Consider the following 18,313-nt stretch of genomic DNA (forward strand, 5'->3'; position numbering starts at 1 on the left):
CAGAGCGCCCCGATGAGCGAAGCGGGAAACACAGCGGCCCGGCCAGGGGAGTGGTTCCCCCTGCCGGGCCGCTTCGTGCCGGTCGGTCAGGTGCCCGTCAGTGGAGCTCCTTGCGGTCGCCGGCGCCGACGCCCGCGTGCTCCTCTTCGTGGGCCTCCTCGTGGTGGCCGTCGGTCAGCGGGACCCGGTCGGTTCCGTACGCCTCACTCATCTTGGCGCGGAGCCGGCCGATCGCGCTGCGGGCGCCCTTGGGCGGGATGCCCTCGCCGTCCTCGGCGCTTTCGAGAACCGGAATCTCCTGCTTGCCGCGGATGTGCGCGGCGATGTCCTCCGCCGGCGGCGTGTGGACCTCGATGTACTGGCCGTTCGGCATCCGCTTGATGACGCCGGACTCCACGCCGTGGGACAGCACCTCGGCGTCCTTGCGCTGGAGGCCGATGCACATCCGATAGGTGATCCAGTACGCGATGGCCGGGCCGATGAAGATGGCGAATCGTCCGAACCAGGTCGTGGTGTACAGGTCGACGTGGAAGTTCGCCGAGATCTCGTCGTTGGCACCAAGCAGCCACAGGATGCCGTAGAACGTCATGCCCGAGATGCCGATGGCCGTGCGGTGCGGGTTGTTGCGCGGCCGGTCGGCGATGTGGTGCTCGCGGCGGTCGCCCGTGATCCACTGCTCCAGGAACGGGTACAGCGCCAGGCCCGTCATGACGAGGCCCAGCGGCACCAGCGCCGGGATCAGCACGCTGAACGTCACCGTGTGGTCGAGGAAGTTGATCTCCCACGACGGCATGAGGCGGAGCGCGCCCTCCAGGAAGCCCATGTACCAGTCGGGCTGGGAGCCGGCCGAGATGTCCGCCGGTGTGTACGGCCCGAACAGCCAGATCGGGTTGATCTGGGCGAACGTGCCGAGCAGCGCGATGACGCCGAACGTGAAGAGGAAGAACGCGCCCGACTTGATCATGAAGGCCGGGTAGAACGGAGCGCCCACCACGTTCTTGTCGGTCCTGTTCTTGCCCGGCATCTGCGTGTGCTTCTGCACCCACATGAGGATCATGTGGGCCGAGACGAGCGCGAGCAGGATGCCCGGGATCAGCAGGATGTGGATCGAGTAGAACCGCGAGATGACGTCGTGGCCCGGATACTCGCCGCCGAACAGGAAGAACGAGACGTAGGTGCCCACGATCGGGATCGACTGGGCGACGCCCTGGGTGATCCGCAGACCCGCGCCGGAGAGCAGGTCGTCGGGGAGGGAGTATCCGGTGAGGCCCTCAAGGAGCGCCAGCGAGAGCAGGAGGATGCCGATGATCCAGTTGAGCTCGCGCGGCTTGCGGTACGCGCCGGTGAAGAAGATCCGGAGCATGTGCACCGTCATGCCGCCCACGAACAGCAGCGCCGCCCAGTGGTGGATCTGCCGCATCAGCAGACCGCCGCGGACGTCGAAGCTGATGTGCAGCGCCGAGGCGTAGGCCTCCGACATCCTCACGCCGTACAGCGGGGCGTAGTTGCCCGTGTACGTGACCTCGCCCATACTCGGCTTGAACCAGAACGTCAGGAACGTGCCGGTCAGCAGCAGGATGATGAACGAGTAGAGCGCGATCTCCCCCAGGAGGAACGACCAGTGGTCGGGGAAGATCTTCCTCAGGTTGCGCTTGAGGAAGTTCCCCGCGCCGATGCGGTCGTCGACGAAGGTCGATACGCCGGAAATGGCTTTCGGGGGAGCGTTCATGATGCGTTCTCCCTAGCTTCCGCTTCAGCGTCGCCACGCTCCCAGAAGCTGGGGCCGACGGGGACCTTGAAGTCGGACTTCGCGACGAGGTAGCCCTCCTCGTCGATTCCGATGGGGAGCTGCGGCAGCGGCCGGGCGGCGGGGCCGAAGACGACCCTCGCTCCGTCCGCCGCGTCGAAGGTCGACTGGTGGCACGGGCAGAGGATGTGGTGCGTCGTCTGCTCGTAGAGAGCCGCCGGGCAGCCCACGTGGGTGCAGATCTTGGAGTAGGCGACGATGCCGTCGTGCGTCCAGTTCAGGTTCGTGCCGGACTTGAGCTCCTCCGGACGGAACTTGAGCAGGATCAGCGTCGCCTTGGCCAGCGCGTTCAGGTCCTCCTCGTAGCCCTCGGGGACCACGGAGAGGATGCCGCCGGGCGAGTTGAAGTCCGCCGCGCGGATCGGCTGGCCGCTGCCCTCGACCACGAGGCGGCGCGGCTTGCCGTCCTTGGTGGGCGCGCCCCAGACGGTGTGCCTGAGCGCGGTCCCGGGGAGCGGGCCGAGGTCCTTCAGCAGCACCAGCGGGGCCAGGCCCAGCGGAGCGGCGGCCAGCAGCAGCGTGCGGCGCAGCAGCCGGTGCTTGACGAACCCGCTCTCGTCGGCGCCCTGGAGGAAGGTCTCCCCGACGTACTCACGCGTTTCGTCGTCGGAGCGCATCTCGTGGCGCTCCTGGACGAGGTTGTACTTCGGCATGATCTGCCGAACCCAGACCGTGAGGCCCGCGGCCAGCGCGAGCAGGGCCAGGGCCAGGGTGCCGCCGAGCGTGTAGTTCGACGTCGCCGTCCTGTCGATCGTACCGACCTGGAAGATCACGTACGAGGCGATGAAGCCGGCCCCGGCCAGGAAGGTGATCAGGAACAGCAGCGCGACGAGGCGCTCGGCCTTGCGGGCCTTGACGGGGTCCTGCGGGATCACGCCGGGAACACCCTCGGGCGCGTGGATCGGGTCGCTGTCGACGATCGGCGCGTCTGCGGGCGGCGTGCCGAGGACGCGCGTCGGCACGCGGCTGCTCTCGGGGTACTCGTTCTGCTCTGTCATGCCGCACGCCGCTTCTTCGCTGTGATCCAGATGGAGGCCAGGACCAGGAGGCTGAGACCCACGACCCACGCTACAAGGCCCTCGGTGACGGGGCCGATACGGCCCAGTCCCGAACCGCCCGGGTCGACCTGCGACCGCACGTGGGTGATGTACGCGATCATGTCACGCTTCTGCTCGGGCGTGATGGTCGAGTCGTTGAACACCGGCATCGCCTGCGGGCCGGTGGCCATCGCCTCGTAGATCTGCGTCGGCGTCGCCGGGTTCAGCGGCGGCGCGTACTTGCCGTAGGTCAGCGCGCCGCCTGCGCCCACGAAGTTGTGGCACTGGATGCAGTTGGCGCGGAAGAGCTCGCCGCCCTTGGCCGGGTCGCCCTTGGCCGGGTCGACCTGTTCGGCGCCGGGCACCGTCGGGCCGCCGCCCAGCGACTGGACGTACGCCGCGAGCTGGTCGACGGCCTGGTCGGTCGCCCACTCGGCGCGCGGCTTGCGCGGAGCCTGGGGACCGGCGTCGGCGGCGGGCATACGGCCGCTGCTCACCTGGAAGTTCACAGCGGCGGCTCCGACGCCGATGAGCGTCGGAGCCTTCTTGGTGCCCTCGGCGTTCAACCCGTGGCAGCTCGCGCAGTGCGCCACGAAGAGGCTCTTGCCCTGCGCCACGTCGTCGGCCTTGCCGGACGCGATCGCGGCGTCCGCGGTGCTGCCGTTCGGCGCCGCGAGCGCGTAGCCGCCGCCGAGCAGGCCCAGCGCGAGTGCCAGGACGGCGACTCGCGCGAGGGGATGGCGCCGTCGGGCGGTGATGGAGTTCACCGAAATCCCCGTTCCGATCATTTGATGATGTAGATGGTCGCGAAAAGGCCGATCCAGACCACGTCGACGAAGTGCCAGTAGTAGGACACGACGATCGCGCTGGTCTGCTGCTCATACGTCAAGCGCTTCGCGGCGTACGTACGTCCCAGGATGAACAGGAACGCGATCAGACCACCCGTCACGTGCAAGCCATGGAAGCCCGTGGTCAGGTAGAACACCGAGTCGTACGGGGAGTGGGACAGGACGTGACCCTCCTCCGCCAGGTGCCCGTACTCCCAGAGCTGCCCGCCCACGAAGAACGCACCCATCAAGAAGCTTACGAGATACCAAAATCGCAGCTTCTTGACCTGGCCTTTCTCGACAGCCCACACGCCCAGCTGGCATGTGACGCTCGAGAGGACCAGGACGGTCGTGTTGAAGGTCGCGAACGGGACGTTGAGGTCCGCCTCGGGCCAGTGCGTGCCCTGCCCAAGGCTGACCGACCGGATGGTGAAGTACATCGCGAACAGCGCCGCGAAGAACATGAGCTCAGAGGACAACCACACGATGGTCCCGACCTGAACCAGGTTCGGCCGGCTGGACCCGTGCGGTCTCGTCGTCGTAGTAATTGCGGATGCTGTCGCCACGCCCAGCATTATTGCGGCTCCCCAGGTCGGGTCGCCCCACGACCCCCCGCTAGGGTTCATACGCGCCTACGAAACGGGCATGTCATGCCAATCGCCCCGGGGCTGCGAGTCCTGCAGCCGCGCCGGTAGCATCACGATGACCATACCCCGCGATTCGACAGTGAGCGTGAAATGAGGGTTCTCGTCTACAGCGACGACGCAGGCACCCGCGAGAAGGTGCGCCTGGCCATCGGGCGGCGCCCCGCCGCTGACGTGCCCCTCGTCGAGATCGTCGAGTGCGCGACCCAGCCGGCCGTGATCAAGCACCTCGACTCCGGCGACATCGACGTGGCCGTCCTCGACGGCGAGGCGCAGCCGGCCGGCGGCATGGGGGTGAGCCGGCAGGCCAAGGACGAGGTGCACAACTGCCCGCCGATCCTGCTGCTCATCGCCCGCAGGGACGACCGGTGGCTGGCCAACTGGTCCCGCGCCGACGCCGTCGTCGCACAGCCCATCGACCCCGTCGTCTTCGCCGAGGCCGTGGCCGATCTCATGCGGCGCCGCCTCAGCCTCACCCGGGCGCACTGAGCTGGGCGCACCGATCCGGGTGCACTGACCTGGGCGCACCGATCCGGGCGCGTCAGCGCCGGGCCCCGAACCTGGAGGCCCGAACCTGGGGCCCCAAACCTGGAGGCCCGGAACCTGGGCGTGGACCTTGAGGCCTGCAACCTCGGGGCCCGGGAATCTTGGGTCCTGGCACCTCGGGTTCCGGCGACTCGGGTCCTGGCGACTCGGGTCCTGGCAACTCGGCTCCTGGAACCTTGCGTCCTGGAGCCGTGGGGAGCGGCACCGGGCGCGCACCGACGCCGGGCGCCGTCGCCTCCGGTCGGGGGCCCACGTGTCACCGACTCACCCGACTCATCTGATTCACCGGACTCACCCGACTCACTGACTCGCGACTCACACCGGCCCGGGGTCATCGGGCCGTCGCCTCACCCCGGGCACGCCGACGCCGCCCAACCCACACCGAACCGCCGACGCCGCCCAGCGACACCGAACCGCCGACCCGACCCCACATCGAATCCCGCGGAGCCCACCATGGACACGCGCACCACCTGGCCCTCCACGCTGAACGCCCTGCTCGCGGGTGTGAACCTGACGGCCGACGAGACGGCCTGGGTGATGGGGGAGATCATGTCGGGGTCGGCCACCCCGGCGCAGATCGCCGCCTTCGCCGTCGCCCTGCGGGCCAAGGGCGAGACCGTCGCCGAGGTGACGGGCCTCGTCCGCACCATGTTCGAGCGCGCCACCCCGCTCACGGTCGAGGGGCCGGTGGTCGACATCGTCGGCACCGGCGGCGACCGGGCGCACACCGTCAACGTCTCGACGATGGCCGCGATCGTCGCGGCGGCGGCCGGAGCCCGGGTCGTCAAGCACGGCAACCGGGCCGCCTCCTCGCTGTGCGGCGCGGCCGACGTGCTCGAGCACCTGGGCGTCGCCCTCGACCTGTCGCCGGAGACCACCGCCAGGGTCGCGGTTGAGGCGGGTATCGCCTTCTGCTTCGCGCCCGTCTACCACCCCGCGCTGCGCTTCACCGGCCCGCCGCGCAAGGAGATCGGCGTGCCGACGGTGTTCAACTTCCTCGGGCCGCTGGCCAACCCGGCGCGCCCGGCCGCCCAGGCCATCGGTGTGTTCGATGCGCGCATGCTGCCGGTCATGGCCGGGGTGTTCGCCGAGCGCGGCGTGTCGGCGCTGGTCTTCCGCGGCGACGACGGCCTGGACGAACTGTCCACCGCGGCCCCGTCGACGGTCTTCGTCGTCCGGGACGGCACCGCGACCCAGACGACGCTCGACCCGGCCGACCTCGGCATTCCCCGCTCCCAGCCGGACGATCTGCGCGGCGGCGACGTCGAGTTCAACGCGGCGGCAGTGCGCGACCTGCTGCGCGGCGCGACGGGGCCGGTGCGCGACGCGGTGCTGCTGAACGCGGCGGCCGGCCTGGTCGCCTACGACGGTCCTCGCGACGACCTGGCGGGCGACCTGCGCGTGGCGTACGACCGCGCGGCCGAGGCGGTCGACTCGGGCAGGGCCGCGCAGACCCTGGAGCGCTGGATCGAGATCAGCCGCACGCTCGGCGGTAAGGCCTGATCGGGCTCCTGATCCGGATCGCCTCCACCGCTGGACGGATCAGGCGTCCGCCTTGATGGGGACGTGCATGGTTCGGCCTGAGCCGTACCGTTCCCGCCATGATGCGTCTGTTCGCCCTTCGCGTCGTCCGCCGATGGGCCGCGTTGGCCCGCGGCGGGATGGCCGTACTCGCCGCCGGTGTCCGCGGCGCGTCCTCGGCCGGTTCTCGCCCCGGCTCGGCCTTCCCGGGACGGGACCGCGGCAGGAGCGACCGGCAGGTCCGGGCGGAGGGCGGGGACGGCGCATGGCCCGGGCGCCCCGTTCCCCCCGACGCGGAGGACGACGCCGTCTGGGAGCGCCTGCGGATCGCCTCGGAACTGCACGACCTGGTGGCCCACGACCTGAGCGTGATGACGCTGGGTGTGGGAGCAGGCCGGGTGATCATGGACAAGGACCCGGAACGGGCCCGGCGGACCTTCCGCGAGGCGGAGGAGTCGGGCCGCCGGGTCCTGTCCGACCTGCGCCGCATGATGGTTCTGCTGTGCTCGGACGGGCGGCGCCGCGGCGCCCAGCCGGGCCTGGGCGACCTGCCCGGAATGATCGACGACTTCCGTGCGAGCGGGCTCGCCGTCTCGTTCGCCGAGCTCGGCGAGGCCGGTGAGCGGGGGAGTGGCCCCACGCTGGAGCTGACGGCATACCGCATCGTGGAGCAGGCGCTGGGCAACGCCCTGTGGTACGGCACGGCCCGCACGGCGACGGTCACGCTGCGGTGGCTGCCCGCCGTTGTCGAGGTCGTCGTTCACGACGACGGGATCCCCCGCGACCGGCTCGTCGGCACCTGGGAGCGCACGGCGCTGTTCGGCGGCTCGGTCGCCGCGCGTCCGCTTCCCGGCGGGTTCGAGGTCCGCGTCCGGCTGCTGCGTCCGGCCTGATCCCCGCGCCCTGTCTTGCCCGCTCCGGTCTGCCGCGCGCCGCTCGGCCGGGCGGGGTCAGTCCGCGTCGGCGAGGCCGATGGAGAAGGCCGCCTCCAGGTCGTGGCGTGAGTAGGTGCGGAAGGCGATGTGCGTCTCGGTGTGGCGCACGCCGGGCACCTTGTTGACGCGGCCGGGCACGACCTCGGCCACCTCGTCGTAGCGGCCGACCCTGACCATGGCCAGCAGGTCGAACTCGCCGGTGATCGAGTACACCTCGCTGACGCCCTCGATCTCGGCGATGGCCTCGGCGACCTCGGGGATCTTGTCGACGTCCGCCTTGATGTGGACGATCGCGGTGACCATTCGCGTCTCTCCTGCTGTCTCGCGGCTCGGGTCTGTCGCCCCCGACCTTAGTGCCACCCCCGCCGCGTCACCGCAGAGGCCGTCCCTCACGGCGGTCGCTCCGCTGGTGCCGGTAGGCGCGCTCGATGCGCTCGATCAGCCGCCCCGCGCCGTACGCGGGAAGGCTCCAGGTGCCGTCGACCTGAACGAGGCGCACGCCGGGGGAGTCGAGCCAGCGCAGCACGCACTCGGTCTCCTCGGCGCTGGCGGCCGGGGTGGGGCCGGGGCCGGGCAGGACCGTCTCCGCCGTGGCGACCAGCGCGTCCACGTACGGCGTGGGGTGGGCGCCCCGGGGCATCACGCCGGCCGCGGCGAGCCTGCCGTGCCGGATGACGTGGATGTCCCAGCCCCCGTCGAAGGCCGGGCTGGCCGCGACCATCTGCGGGATGCCGGTCAGCGAGCGCAGGCGCTGCATGCGCGCGGCGGTCCTGACGTAGGCCGCGAGCCGGTCCCGGTCGACGGCCGCCTCCTCGTATCGCTGCTCGGCCGACAGACGGCTCATGCGCGCCTCCATCGCGGAGAAGACCGCATCGGCGTCGAGCTCCATCGCGTGCCGGGCACGGCGGACGTGGCCGGCGTAGCTCTCCTCGCTCTCGCGGCCCTCGCAGGGCGCGCCGCACCGGCCGATCTCGGCGAGCGCGCAGGCCGGGCGCCGCACCCGGGCCGACAGCCGCTCGGTGCACTGACGCAGCGGCAGCGCCTCGTGCATGGCGGTCCGCGCGTCGTCGGCGGTGCGGCTGCTGCCGAACGGGCCGAGGTAGGCCGCGCCGTCGTCCTTCACCTCGCGCACCACGCTGAGCCGGGGGAACGCCTCGTCGGTCAGCTTGAGCCAGACCACCCGCTCGGGGAAGCGGGACCGTCTGTTGTAGCGCGGCTTGGTCACCCCGATCATCCGCAGTTCGCGGATCTCCGCCTCCAGCGCGGTGGCGCAGACGATCGTCCTGACCCGCTCGGCGATGCCGACCATCTCGCGGATGCGCGAGCGGGTCTCGCTCGCGGTGAAGTAGCTGCGCACGCGGTTGCGCAGGTTGGAGCTCTTCCCGATGTAGAGCGCCTCGCCCCTGTCGTCCTCGAAGACGTAGACGCCGGGCGCGCCGGGCACCCCCTCGGCGAGGTGGCGTTTGCGCTGCTGCTCCGGGGTGGGGGCGCGCACGAAGCCGCGCAGGTCTTCCAGCGTGTGCACGCCGAGCGACCCGACCCGCGCGATGAGGCCGTGCAGCACGTCGACCGTGGCCTTCGCGTCGGCGAGCGCCCGGTGGCAGGGCTCGGTGGAACTTCGGAAGACCCGCGCGAGGGTGGCCAGCTTGCAGTTGGGGGTCTCGTCGCGGGTCAGCACGCGGCGCGCGAGGTCGGCCGTGTCCACCACCGGGTTGGCCGGGGGCGGGTAGCCGTTGACCTGGCACGCCGCCTTCAGGAAGGACATGTCGAACGGCGCGTTGTGCGCCACGAGCGCCGCCCCGGCGACGAACTCCAGAAAGCTCGGCAGCACCTCGGAGAACTTCGGCGCGGCCACGACCATCGCGTCGGTGATGCCGGTCAGCACGGAGATGAACGGCGGGATCGGGCCCCCGGGGTCGACCAGCGTGGCGAACTCGCCGATCACCTCGCCGCCGCGCACCTTCACCGCGCCGATCTCCGTGATGGCGTGCTCAGCGGCGGACCCGCCGGTGGTCTCCAGGTCGAAGACGACGAACGTCACCTCCCGCAGGGGAGTGCCGAGCTCGTCCAGCGTGCCCTGTACCGCATCCACGCCCATGACCATAGAAGTCCCGACCGACAATTGCCGCCCCCGCCCCCGGCGGAGGCAAAGCGACGGTCAGGTGGGCGGAGGGGGTGTCGCGGGCGCCTCGCCCGGCCCCGCCGGTGCGAGGCCCGGTGACAGATCATGAACGCGACATGGACACGGTGCGACGGTCGTACCCTTAAAAGAAGACATGGACAGGGGAGTGTCTCGCAGATCTTGCCGTGTGAGGGCGGTCTGGTGAGCGCGCCGCGAGGCCGGGCCTCGCGGGCGGCGGGCATCGGGACCTTCTCGCACCCGGGGGCGACAGCACCGCGAGGCGCCGCCGGGGGCGACCGCAGTAGGCAGAAGATCTCTAGGACACGACCGAGGAGCGACGAGATGAGTTCAGCCGGAGAAGGCCTGTCTCGTCCGTTGCCCGAGCAGATCCGCTTACACGTGGTGGAGGTCGCGGCGCAGGTGCTGGGCTCGATGCCCGCCGCGGCCGTGCCGCCCCCGTTGCGCAACATCGCCAGGTTCGACCCGCGCAAGCGCGCCCGCCTGGGGAGCGCGCCGATCGCGACCCAGCTGGAGAACGACAAGGAGTTCCGCGAGCGGGTGGCCGAGGCGGTGGAGACCGCCTGGCCCGAGCTGGTGGCGAGCCTGGCCGAGGGCACGGTGCCTCCCGCGGCCGAGCCGGTGCTGGTCGCGGCGGCGGCGTACCTGACCCGCCCGCCCGGGTGGCCGGACCTGGTCGAGCAGGCGCGGACCGACCTGGAGCAGGCCGCGGCCGCGGGCGCCCAGCGAGAGCAGGCGGAGACGCGGCTGCGCGAGCAGCTCGCGGCGCAGCGCGCCTCCGCCAAGGAGGAGATCGACCGGGTGCGCGAGCAGCTCAAGGCGGCCCGGGTGGAGAACTCCGACCTGCGGCGCAAGCTGCACGACGCCCGCGAGCGGGTCAGGGCCGCCGAGGCCAGGGCGGCCGAGGTGGAGGCGGGGACGGCCGAGGCGCGGGCCAGGGCCGCGAGCGCCAACGGTGCGGCCGAGACCGAGCTGCGGCGGCTCAGGGAGCGCCTGGCGGACGTCGAGCGCCAGCTGGAGGCCAGCCGCAGGGCCGCGCGTGAGGGCCGCAGCGTCGAGGACGCCCGGGTGCGGGTGCTGCTGGACGCGCTTCAGGACACCGCCGCCGGGCTGCGCAAGGAGCTCGGCCTGCCCACGACGATCAGCAGGCCGGCCGACTACGTGAACGCGGTGGTGCCGGGCGAGCCTGGAGTGACGGCCGTGCCCGCGCGGGCGCTGGCCAACGACGATCCCCAGCTCCTCGATCAGCTCCTGGCCATCCCTCATCTGCATCTGATCGTCGACGGCTACAACGTGACCAAGACCGGTTATCCGTCGCTGACCCTCGCCGACCAGCGGGCCCGGTTGCTGACCGGGCTCGGCGGGCTCGCCGTGCAGACGCGGGCGGAGGTGACGTGCGTGTTCGACGGCGCCGAGCTGAACGGGCCCGTCCAGGTGTCCGCGCCGCGCGGGGTGCGGGTGATGTTCAGCGCGCCCGGGGAGATCGCCGACGACCTCATCCGCACGCTGGTGCGGGCGGAGCCGCCGGGGCGGGCCATCGCCGTGGCCTCCTCCGACCGGGAGGTGGCCGAGTCGGTGCGCCGCATGGGCGCCCGGCCGGTGCCCTCGCTCCTGTTGCTGCGCCGCCTCGGCCGGGGCTGAAACGCCGTACGCGCGCTCCGGACCCACGCCGTCACGAGGAGTGATGACTGTCGCGAATACCTGCGAATAGGTTGAAGCTTCAAGATCGCCTAGATAGAGTCGCGCCGCAGGTTTCGTCGATCTAAGAGGTTGATCCTCAAGGGGGCTCAGTGCGAGGGCGTGTGCCGGTGGCCGCCGGTCTGGCCGCCGTGATCCTGCTTACGCCGGTGACGGGCGCGCAGGCGGATCCGAAGCCCACGGTCGCGCAGGCCAAGGCGAAGCTGAGCAAGCTCAACGAGCAGGCCGACAAGCTCGTCGACCGCTACAACGCGGCCAACGAGAAGTGGAAGAAGTCGCGGCAGAAGTACCTCGCGATCAACGACGACTACAAGAAGCAGAACACCCGGGTCGAGGCGCTGCGCTCCGGGCTGGTCTCGATGGCCGTCAGCAGCTACCAGGTCGGCGATATGGGCTCGTGGGGCGGTGTCTTCTACAGCTCCAACCCTGACGCCATGCTCAGCGGCCTCGCCACGCTCAACCACATGTCGGCCGAGCGGGCCGGGCGGCTCAGGGAGTACGAGGGCGCCATCAAGGACCTCAAGGACCGCCGCGACCAGAGCAAGGTGGTCTACAAGGAGGCCACCGACGTCAGGGGCGAGCTCGCCGGCGAGAAGGAGAAGGTCGACAAGCTCGTCCGGGAGCAGATGAAGCTCCTGCGCTCGCTCGGGACGTTCAACCCCGGCAACCCCAACAGCGCCGGCGTCGTCTACACCGGGCCGGCGTCCGGCAACGCGCTGTCGGCCCTCCAGTTCGCCTACAAGCAGGTCGGCAAGCCCTACCGTTACGGGGGCACGGGACCGGCCTCCTGGGACTGCTCGGGGCTCGTGCAGGCCGCGTGGGCGGCGGCGGGCGTGACGCTGCCCCGGACCAGCTACGAACAGTGGGCCTGGGGCGCGAGCCGCAGGGTCTCGCTGGACGAGCTCCAGCCGGGCGACCTGCTCTGGCACGCCGGGTACGGGCACGTCGGCATCTACGCCGGCGACGGCAAGGTCGTCCACGCTCCGCAGACCGGCGATGTTGTGAAGATTGTCTCACTCGCCGAGTATCACGCGATCGGAGCCGTGCGCCCCTGAGGGGCTCGACCGGCTCTGTGATCTCTGTGCCTTTTGGGGCTTCTGTGCCCCGATTTGGCCGGTGTTGTGGAGATTGTGAGCAGAGTCACAATTAGCGGTTTGCTGTGCGGGGTACGCTGCGCTTTCTTCTCGGCGGCCTTCGTTATCTGATCTTTATCCGGCGGGAGGACTTTGCCGAATGCGGCGGGTCCTGGGTAGCTTCTGGGCCGCGGCGAGCACGCCTCGCCGCGGCGCACCCGGTCCGGCCGGCCGGGTCGCGCAGTCATCCACCGTCATCGGCGCCCTTCATCACCCTCCCCTTCGCGGGATCCTCCGGCGCCGGTGGCCTGCCGAGTCCGTGCAGTCAGGAGGCACGGAGCCGGGGAACCATCGACCTTCACGCGAAGGTCCGGGGTGAATCGGCGCATCGCGCGCCGTAGGGCGACTTCCCCGCCCGAACCCGTCAGCTAACCCGGTAGGCGTGAGCGGAAGACCCGAGGAGAGATCCTGTCTACCACCCCCGCTAGTCTGTCCCGTCTTGCCCGAATTGCCCTTGGTGGTGCTGCTTTGACGGCATCCGTAGGGGCCGCCGGAGTACATCCGGCGGCGGCCGACACGGTGACGGTCACGGTCGTCAAGACGGCCCCAGCCAAGAAGACGGCTACGAAGACGGGCACCGAGAAGAGCGCGGACGCCGCCGCCCGCAAGGCCGCCGCGAAGAAGCGGCAGACCAAGAAGACCACCGCCAAGCGGAAGATCAGCAGGGCCTCGCTCCAGCGGGCCAAGGGCCTGCGCGCGGTGAAGGTCGCGGAAAAGCAGATCGGCGACCCCTACCGCTACGGAGCGACGGGACCGGGCGCGTTCGACTGCTCGGGCCTGGTCCAGTACGCCTGGCGCAGGGCGGGCGTACGGCTGCCGCGCACGACGTGGTCCATTCGCGGCGCGGTCAGGAAGAAGGTGTCCTGGGGTCACTTCGAGCCCGGTGACCTGATCTTCACCAGCGGCGGCGGCCACGTCGGCATGTACGTCGGGCACGGCAAGATGATCCACGCTCCGCACACCGGCACCCGGGTGCGGATCGACAAGCTGGACGCCTATCGGAGGAGCACCTTCGTGGGTGCCGTCCGTCCGGGCGTCTGACGGGCACCGGTCACCAGCCCCCTCGACCGGCGCCGTCCTCGCGGCCCCGTCCACCTCGCCGAGGTGGACGGGGCCGTGGCACGTGCCGGTTAGCATGCACGGCGTGACTGCCACGAGCGGCGCGCCCGTGCCCGTGCCTGTGCCTGTGCCTGTGCCTGTGCCTGTGCCCGTGCCTGTGGGCGTGCCGAGCGTGCGCGCCGAGGCCGGTCGGCGCCGGCCCGAAGTTCCGCCCGGCGGGGTCCTTCCCCGCCGCCGGATCGCGGCCGTGGCCGCCGCGCTGGCCGCGCTGCTCGCCGGGTCCGCCGCCGCGGCCCCGCCCGACCCGCTGCTCGCCCCGCGGCTGGACGCCCGGGCCGCCGTGCGGGAGCGACCGGGCATGTGGATCGGCGCCTCCGTCGCCCGCGGCGAGCGCGCCGTCGTCGTGGGGTCGCCCCGGCGGCTGGTCGCCGAGATCGCGGCGCTGGCCGATCGCGCGGGCCGCACGGTCACGAGGGTCTGGGGCGGGTACGGCGGCGCGGTGGTCCTCGTGCCGCGCACCGAGGAGCAGGCCGCCGTGCTGGCCGCGCCGGCGAAGGTGGACGGTCTGGCGGCCGTCGCCACCGGCGGCCGCGTGATCGTGCAGCCGGCGGCGTTCGCCCGCCTGTCCGCGACCGGCCGCATGGTCGTCGTGACCCATGAGCTGACGCACGTCGCGACCGCCGGTCCCCCTACGGTGCCGATGTGGCTCATGGAAGGCTTCGCCGACTACGTGGGCTATCTGGACAGCGGACTGCCGGTCCGCACGATCGCCGCCGAACTCGCCGCCGACGTCGCCGCAGACGGGACCACCGACGGGACCACCGACGGGACCGCGGACGGGGCCGCCGGGACGGCGGCGCTGAACGCCCTGCCGGGGCCCGCCGACTTCGCCGCCAGACCCGCCCAGGCGTACGAGGAGGCGTGGCTCGCCTGCCGCTACATCGCGGCCCGGTTCGGTGAGCGGAGGCTGGTCGCCCTCTACCGCGCCACACTGCGCGAGGGGATCGGCCCGGCGCTGCGGGAGGTTCTCGGGCTGACCGCCGACGGCCTGACCCGCGAATGGCGGTCGTACGCGCACGAGCGGCTCGCCCGGCCCTGACCTCCGCGAGGGCGCCTGATTCCTTGAGGTGCGGGCACGACCACGGCTGCGACAATGCGTTCTCGGGCGGCGCGGGCGGACCGCGCGACCATGCCGGCAGCGGGGGTGAGGATGACGAAGCGGACGCTGATCGTCACGAACGACTTCCCGCCCAGACCGGGCGGCATCCAGGCGTTCGTGCACGGCCTCGCCTCGCGCAGGCCGCCCGGCTCCGTGGTCGTGTACGCCCCGCGCTGGAAGGGGTGCGAGGAGTTCGACGCGCGCCAGCCGTACGAGGTGGTCCGTCATCCCTCCTCGCTGATGCTGCCGACACGCTCGGTGGCGAAGAGGGCGGCGGCGCTGGTCGAGGACGGCGCCACCGTCGTCTTCGGGGCGGCGGCGCCGCTGGGGCTGCTCGCTCCCGTCCTGCGCGCCGCGGGCGCGGGCCGGATCGTCATGCTCACCCACGGGCACGAGGCGTCGTGGGCCCGCCTGCCGGGCGCGCGCGCCCTGCTGCGCCGCATCGGCGCGGGGGCCGACGTCGTGACCTACCTCGGCGACTACACGCGTCGCCGGATCGCGCGGGTCGTCTCCGCCTCCAGGCTCGTACGGCTCGCGCCCGGCGTGGACACCGCCGTCTTCCGCCCGGGGGCGGGCGGGGACCGGGTCCGCGCGTCCCTGGGCCTGGACGATCGGCCGGTGGTCGTGTGCGTCTCCCGGCTGGTGCCGCGCAAGGGCCAGGACGTGCTGCTGCGGGCCTGGCCGCTCGTCCTGCGGCGGGTTCCCGGCGCGGTCCTGCTCCTGGTCGGCGGTGGCCCCTCGCGGCGGACGCTGGAGCGGACGGCCGCCCGGGCCGGGCTGCGTGGCTCGGTGGTCGTCACCGGGTCCGTCCCCTGGGCGTCCCTCCCGGCCTACTACGACGCGGGCGACGTGTTCGCCATGCCGTGCCGCAGCAGGCTCGGGGGGCTCGACGTCGAGGGTCTCGGCATCGTCTACCTGGAGGCGTCGGCCACCGGACTGCCGGTGGTCGCGGGCTCCTCCGGCGGCGCCCCCGACGCCGTACGGCACGGAGAGACGGGCCTGGTGGTCGACGGCACGTCGCACACGGCGGTGGCCGGCGCCCTGGGCGACCTACTGGCCGACCCGGCCCGCGCCCGCGAGATGGGGCGGCGGGGCCGGGCCTGGATCGAGGAGGAGTGGCGCTGGGACCTCGTCGCGGCCCGGTTCGCCGCACTGCTCTGACCTCGTCTCCCGCCTGACACTCCCGTGCCACTTCGCGATCTCGACGCGACCACGGCGGAGGTGACCGGCGAGGCCGGGCACCAATCGACGAGGCCGAGCACCAGGGGAAGGCGTCGGCGGCTCAGCCGGTGAACACCTCCACGAGGAGGAAACCGTTCAGCGCGCAGATCACGCCGGCGACGACGACGCCGGCGACGGTGGTGAGGCGGCGGTTGACGAGATCGCCCATCAGCTTCCTGCTGCCGGTGAACGCCACGAGCGGGACCAGGGCGAACGGGATGCCGAAGGACAGCGCGACCTGGCTCAGCACGAGCGCCCGCGTGGGATCCACCTCGGCGGCCAGGACCGCCATGGCCGGGATGATCGTGACCAGCCGCCGCGCCAGGAGCGGCACGCGGCGGCGCAGGAACCCCGCCATGATCACCTGCCCGGCGTAGGTCCCCACGCTGGAGGAGGCCAGGCCCGAGGCGAGCAGGGCGAGCGCGAACGCGACGGCCGCCCCGGGGCCGAGGACCCGCCCGAGACCCGCGTGGATGGCCTGCAGGCTGCCGGGATCGCCGCCGCCGAACGTGGCGGCGGCCACGGTCAGCATCGCCATGTTCACCAGCCCGGCGGTGCCGAGGGCGACCGCGATGTCCATCCTGCTGGCCCGCACGGCCTCCCGGCGACCGCCGTCCGCGCCCTGGTGCTGGGTGAGGGCCGAGTGCAGGTAGACGACGTGGGGCATGACGGTCGCCCCGATGATCCCGGTGGCCAGCAGCAGGCTGTCGGTCCCGGCCAGGCGGGGCACGAAGCCGCCGGCCACGCCCGCGAGGGATCCCGACAGCAGCACCTGGTAGGCGAACCCGGCCAGGACCACCCCGAGCATCGCGGCGACGGTCGCCTCGAACCGGCGGCGTCCGCGCGGCGCGAGCATGAGCAGCAGCGAGGAGACGACGGCCGTGACGGCCGCGGCCGGCAGCAGCGGCACGCCGAACAGCAGGTTCAGGGCGATCGCCCCGCCGATGAACTCGGCCAGGTCGGTGGCGGCGGCGACCAGCTCGGCCTGCACCCACAGCGGCAGGCTCACCCGGCGCGGCAGGTGGTCGCGGCACAGCTCGGGCAGGTTGCGGCCGGTGGCGATGCCGAGCTTGGCCGAAAGCGCCTGCACGAACATGGCCAGCACGTTCGCGAGGGCGATCACCCACAGCAGCATCGTCCCGTACTGGGCGCCGCCCGCCATGTTGGTCGCGAAGTTGCCCGGATCGATGTACGCCACGGAGACGACGAAGGCGGGACCGCACAGGCCGGCCAGCCGCGCCAGGCGGCCCGGCGCCGCCCGCCCCTCGGCGGGTGCGGCGGGCGCGGGCCCGTTCAGGGGACGGCGGGAGTCGAGCACGAAAGCCTCACAGGAAACACGAAAGCCTCACAGGCGGGAAATATGGCGTGCGGCACGGCGGCTGCCCCACGCCGGCCCGGGTGCGTTCTCCGGCGGCCGGAGGCGGCAGCCCCGCGGTGCGGTGCGGCGCCTGCGGAACGGCGCAGACGCCGTGGGCCGAGCGCGGCGCGGGGCCAAGCGTGGCGCGGGGCCGAGCGTGGCGCGGCGGAAAGGGCGGAGGCCGGTGTCCGACCGGCCTCCGCCTGTGCGTGCCGGCTCGACGGGGCTCGGTCAGGTGAGCTTGTCCTTGAGCTTGCCCATGGGGCCCACCTCGGTGCCGAGGGCCGGGCTCTTGGGCTCGCCCATGCTGCCGTCGTAGGTGTCGTACAGCTTCGGGTCGGGCGGCGGCGCCATCGCGAGATCCCCGAGCGGCTCCGGGTTGAGGAGATAGGCGAACTGGTGGCGGCCGTCGGGCTGCGGCCCGCTCGCCCAGCCGCCCGCCTGGGCCTCCGCGCCGTCGGACAGGTCCCAGATCGTCTCGGCGTGCTCGGCGTGCTCCTCGTCGAACAGCGCGTCGGGCACGACGACGTCCTCCAGGCCGTCCGTCCGGAGTTCCTCGATGGCCTTGAGCCACAGGTTCTGGTGCAGGGTGTCGCGGGCGAGGTTGAACTTCAGCATGTCCTTCACGCCCCGGTCGTCCGTCATGTGGTAGAGCCGGGCGGTCTGCAGCCTGCCGTGCGCCTCTGCCGCGACGTTCGCGTGGAAGTCCGCCAGCAGGTTGCCGCTCGCGACGATGTAGCGGCCGTTCCAGGGGTATCCGTTGCTGTCGGCGGGCAGGGGGCCCCCGCCGGCCACGATGGCCTGCTGCGGGTCCATCCCGCCCAGGACCGCGCCGACCACTGGGTCGGCGGTGGCCATCTTCGTGACCGCGGTGGAGGGCGCTCCTTCGAGGAGGCGGGCGACCATCGTGGCGAGCATCTCGACGTGCCCGATCTCCTCGGTGGCGATGTCCATGATCAGGTCTTTGTACTTGCCGGGCATGCGGCAGTTCCAGCCCTGGAACAGGTACTGCATGGTGACCGTCATCTCACCGAAGGCGCCGCCGATGAGCTCCTGGAGTTTGCGCGCGTACACCGGGTCGGGCTTTTCTGGCTTGGCCTCGAACTGCAGGCGGCGGTTGTGCCGGAACATGGGACTCCTCGCGTAGGAAACCACAGGGAGCCGCAGGCCTTACGCGGGCGAAGGGTGCGACCCCGCTGGTGCAAGTGGTGGGGGGTCACGCATAAATC

At 71.9% G+C, this 18,313-nt stretch carries 16 protein-coding genes and 1 riboswitch; of the genes, 8 read left to right on the forward strand and 8 right to left on the reverse strand.

What is annotated here, in order from left to right:
* Window positions 1-97 precede the first annotated feature (97 nt).
* From qcrB to ctaE, 4 genes are read right to left on the reverse strand one after another with little or no spacing between them, the layout of a single operon-like run.
* A complete protein-coding gene (gene qcrB / locus FLX07_RS06060) occupies window positions 98-1,729 on the reverse strand; it encodes a cytochrome bc1 complex cytochrome b subunit (RefSeq protein ID WP_142568440.1) in 1,632 nt (543 codons plus the stop codon).
* Window positions 1,726-2,805 (reverse strand): cytochrome bc1 complex Rieske iron-sulfur subunit, encoded by a 1,080-nt coding sequence (gene qcrA / locus FLX07_RS06065; protein WP_142568441.1) that lies wholly within the window; start codon window positions 2,803-2,805, stop codon window positions 1,726-1,728. Before qcrA ends, qcrB begins: the two co-directional genes overlap by 4 nt.
* Window positions 2,802-3,611: a cytochrome bc1 complex diheme cytochrome c subunit gene (gene qcrC / locus FLX07_RS06070; RefSeq protein WP_142568442.1), complete on the reverse strand. Its 810-nt coding sequence runs from the start codon at window positions 3,609-3,611 to the stop codon at window positions 2,802-2,804. Before qcrC ends, qcrA begins: the two co-directional genes overlap by 4 nt.
* A gap of 17 nt (window positions 3,612-3,628) precedes the next feature.
* Window positions 3,629-4,297, reverse strand: a complete 669-nt coding sequence (gene ctaE, locus FLX07_RS06075) for an aa3-type cytochrome oxidase subunit III (protein WP_435822318.1) — start codon at window positions 4,295-4,297, stop codon at window positions 3,629-3,631.
* A 111-nt stretch (window positions 4,298-4,408) separates the two neighbouring features.
* Between ctaE and FLX07_RS06080 the strand changes: the two genes are divergently transcribed.
* From FLX07_RS06080 to FLX07_RS06090, 3 genes are all read left to right on the forward strand, one after another.
* The gene (locus FLX07_RS06080) at window positions 4,409-4,804 is read left to right on the forward strand and encodes a hypothetical protein (protein ID WP_142568444.1); all 396 of its coding nucleotides are present in this window, start codon (window positions 4,409-4,411) and stop codon (window positions 4,802-4,804) included.
* Between the two features lie 510 nt (window positions 4,805-5,314).
* A complete protein-coding gene (gene trpD / locus FLX07_RS06085; protein ID WP_142568445.1) occupies window positions 5,315-6,364 on the forward strand; it encodes an anthranilate phosphoribosyltransferase in 1,050 nt (349 codons plus the stop codon).
* Window positions 6,365-6,462: 98 nt separating this feature from the next.
* Entirely contained in the window at window positions 6,463-7,275 is an 813-nt protein-coding gene (locus tag FLX07_RS06090) for a sensor histidine kinase (protein ID WP_142568446.1), read from the forward strand.
* A gap of 57 nt (window positions 7,276-7,332) precedes the next feature.
* Here FLX07_RS06090 and FLX07_RS06095 read toward each other — a convergent pair whose 3' ends face one another.
* Together FLX07_RS06095 and FLX07_RS06100 are read right to left on the reverse strand one after the other, a co-directional pair.
* Window positions 7,333-7,620: an Lrp/AsnC family transcriptional regulator gene (locus tag FLX07_RS06095; protein ID WP_142568447.1), complete on the reverse strand. Its 288-nt coding sequence runs from the start codon at window positions 7,618-7,620 to the stop codon at window positions 7,333-7,335.
* 67 nt (window positions 7,621-7,687) lie between these two features.
* Window positions 7,688-9,409, reverse strand: a complete 1,722-nt coding sequence (locus tag FLX07_RS06100) for a DEDD exonuclease domain-containing protein (RefSeq protein WP_142568448.1) — start codon at window positions 9,407-9,409, stop codon at window positions 7,688-7,690.
* A 372-nt stretch (window positions 9,410-9,781) separates the two neighbouring features.
* Between FLX07_RS06100 and FLX07_RS06105 the strand changes: the two genes are divergently transcribed.
* The 5 genes from FLX07_RS06105 (at window position 9,782) to FLX07_RS06125 (ending at window position 15,667) form a co-directional block, all read left to right on the forward strand.
* A complete protein-coding gene (locus FLX07_RS06105; RefSeq protein ID WP_142568449.1) occupies window positions 9,782-11,098 on the forward strand; it encodes an NYN domain-containing protein in 1,317 nt (438 codons plus the stop codon).
* 149 nt (window positions 11,099-11,247) lie between these two features.
* Window positions 11,248-12,210: a C40 family peptidase gene (locus FLX07_RS06110; protein WP_142568450.1), complete on the forward strand. Its 963-nt coding sequence runs from the start codon at window positions 11,248-11,250 to the stop codon at window positions 12,208-12,210.
* A gap of 317 nt (window positions 12,211-12,527) precedes the next feature.
* A riboswitch (cyclic di-AMP (ydaO/yuaA leader) is annotated at window positions 12,528-12,682 on the forward strand.
* Window positions 12,683-12,756: 74 nt separating this feature from the next.
* Complete coding sequence (locus FLX07_RS06115; protein ID WP_223852718.1) at window positions 12,757-13,329, forward strand: C40 family peptidase; 573 nt, start codon at window positions 12,757-12,759, stop codon at window positions 13,327-13,329.
* A 163-nt stretch (window positions 13,330-13,492) separates the two neighbouring features.
* The gene (locus FLX07_RS06120; RefSeq protein ID WP_142568451.1) at window positions 13,493-14,446 is read left to right on the forward strand and encodes a hypothetical protein; all 954 of its coding nucleotides are present in this window, start codon (window positions 13,493-13,495) and stop codon (window positions 14,444-14,446) included.
* A gap of 111 nt (window positions 14,447-14,557) precedes the next feature.
* Window positions 14,558-15,667 (forward strand): glycosyltransferase family 4 protein, encoded by a 1,110-nt coding sequence (locus FLX07_RS06125; protein WP_142568452.1) that lies wholly within the window; start codon window positions 14,558-14,560, stop codon window positions 15,665-15,667.
* A gap of 121 nt (window positions 15,668-15,788) precedes the next feature.
* Here the strand turns inward: FLX07_RS06125 and FLX07_RS06130 are convergent, their stop codons facing one another.
* Together FLX07_RS06130 and FLX07_RS06135 are read right to left on the reverse strand one after the other, a co-directional pair.
* Window positions 15,789-17,045 carry an Nramp family divalent metal transporter gene (locus FLX07_RS06130; RefSeq protein ID WP_229689636.1) on the reverse strand — a complete coding sequence of 419 codons (1,257 nt, stop codon included), beginning with the start codon at window positions 17,043-17,045 and terminating at the stop codon, window positions 15,789-15,791.
* A gap of 270 nt (window positions 17,046-17,315) precedes the next feature.
* Complete coding sequence (locus tag FLX07_RS06135) at window positions 17,316-18,215, reverse strand: manganese catalase (protein WP_142568453.1); 900 nt, start codon at window positions 18,213-18,215, stop codon at window positions 17,316-17,318.
* Window positions 18,216-18,313: the final 98 nt, after the last annotated feature.

It is taken from the genome of Microbispora bryophytorum, from assembly GCF_006874465.1.
GTDB lineage: Bacteria > Actinomycetota > Actinomycetes > Streptosporangiales > Streptosporangiaceae > Microbispora > Microbispora bryophytorum.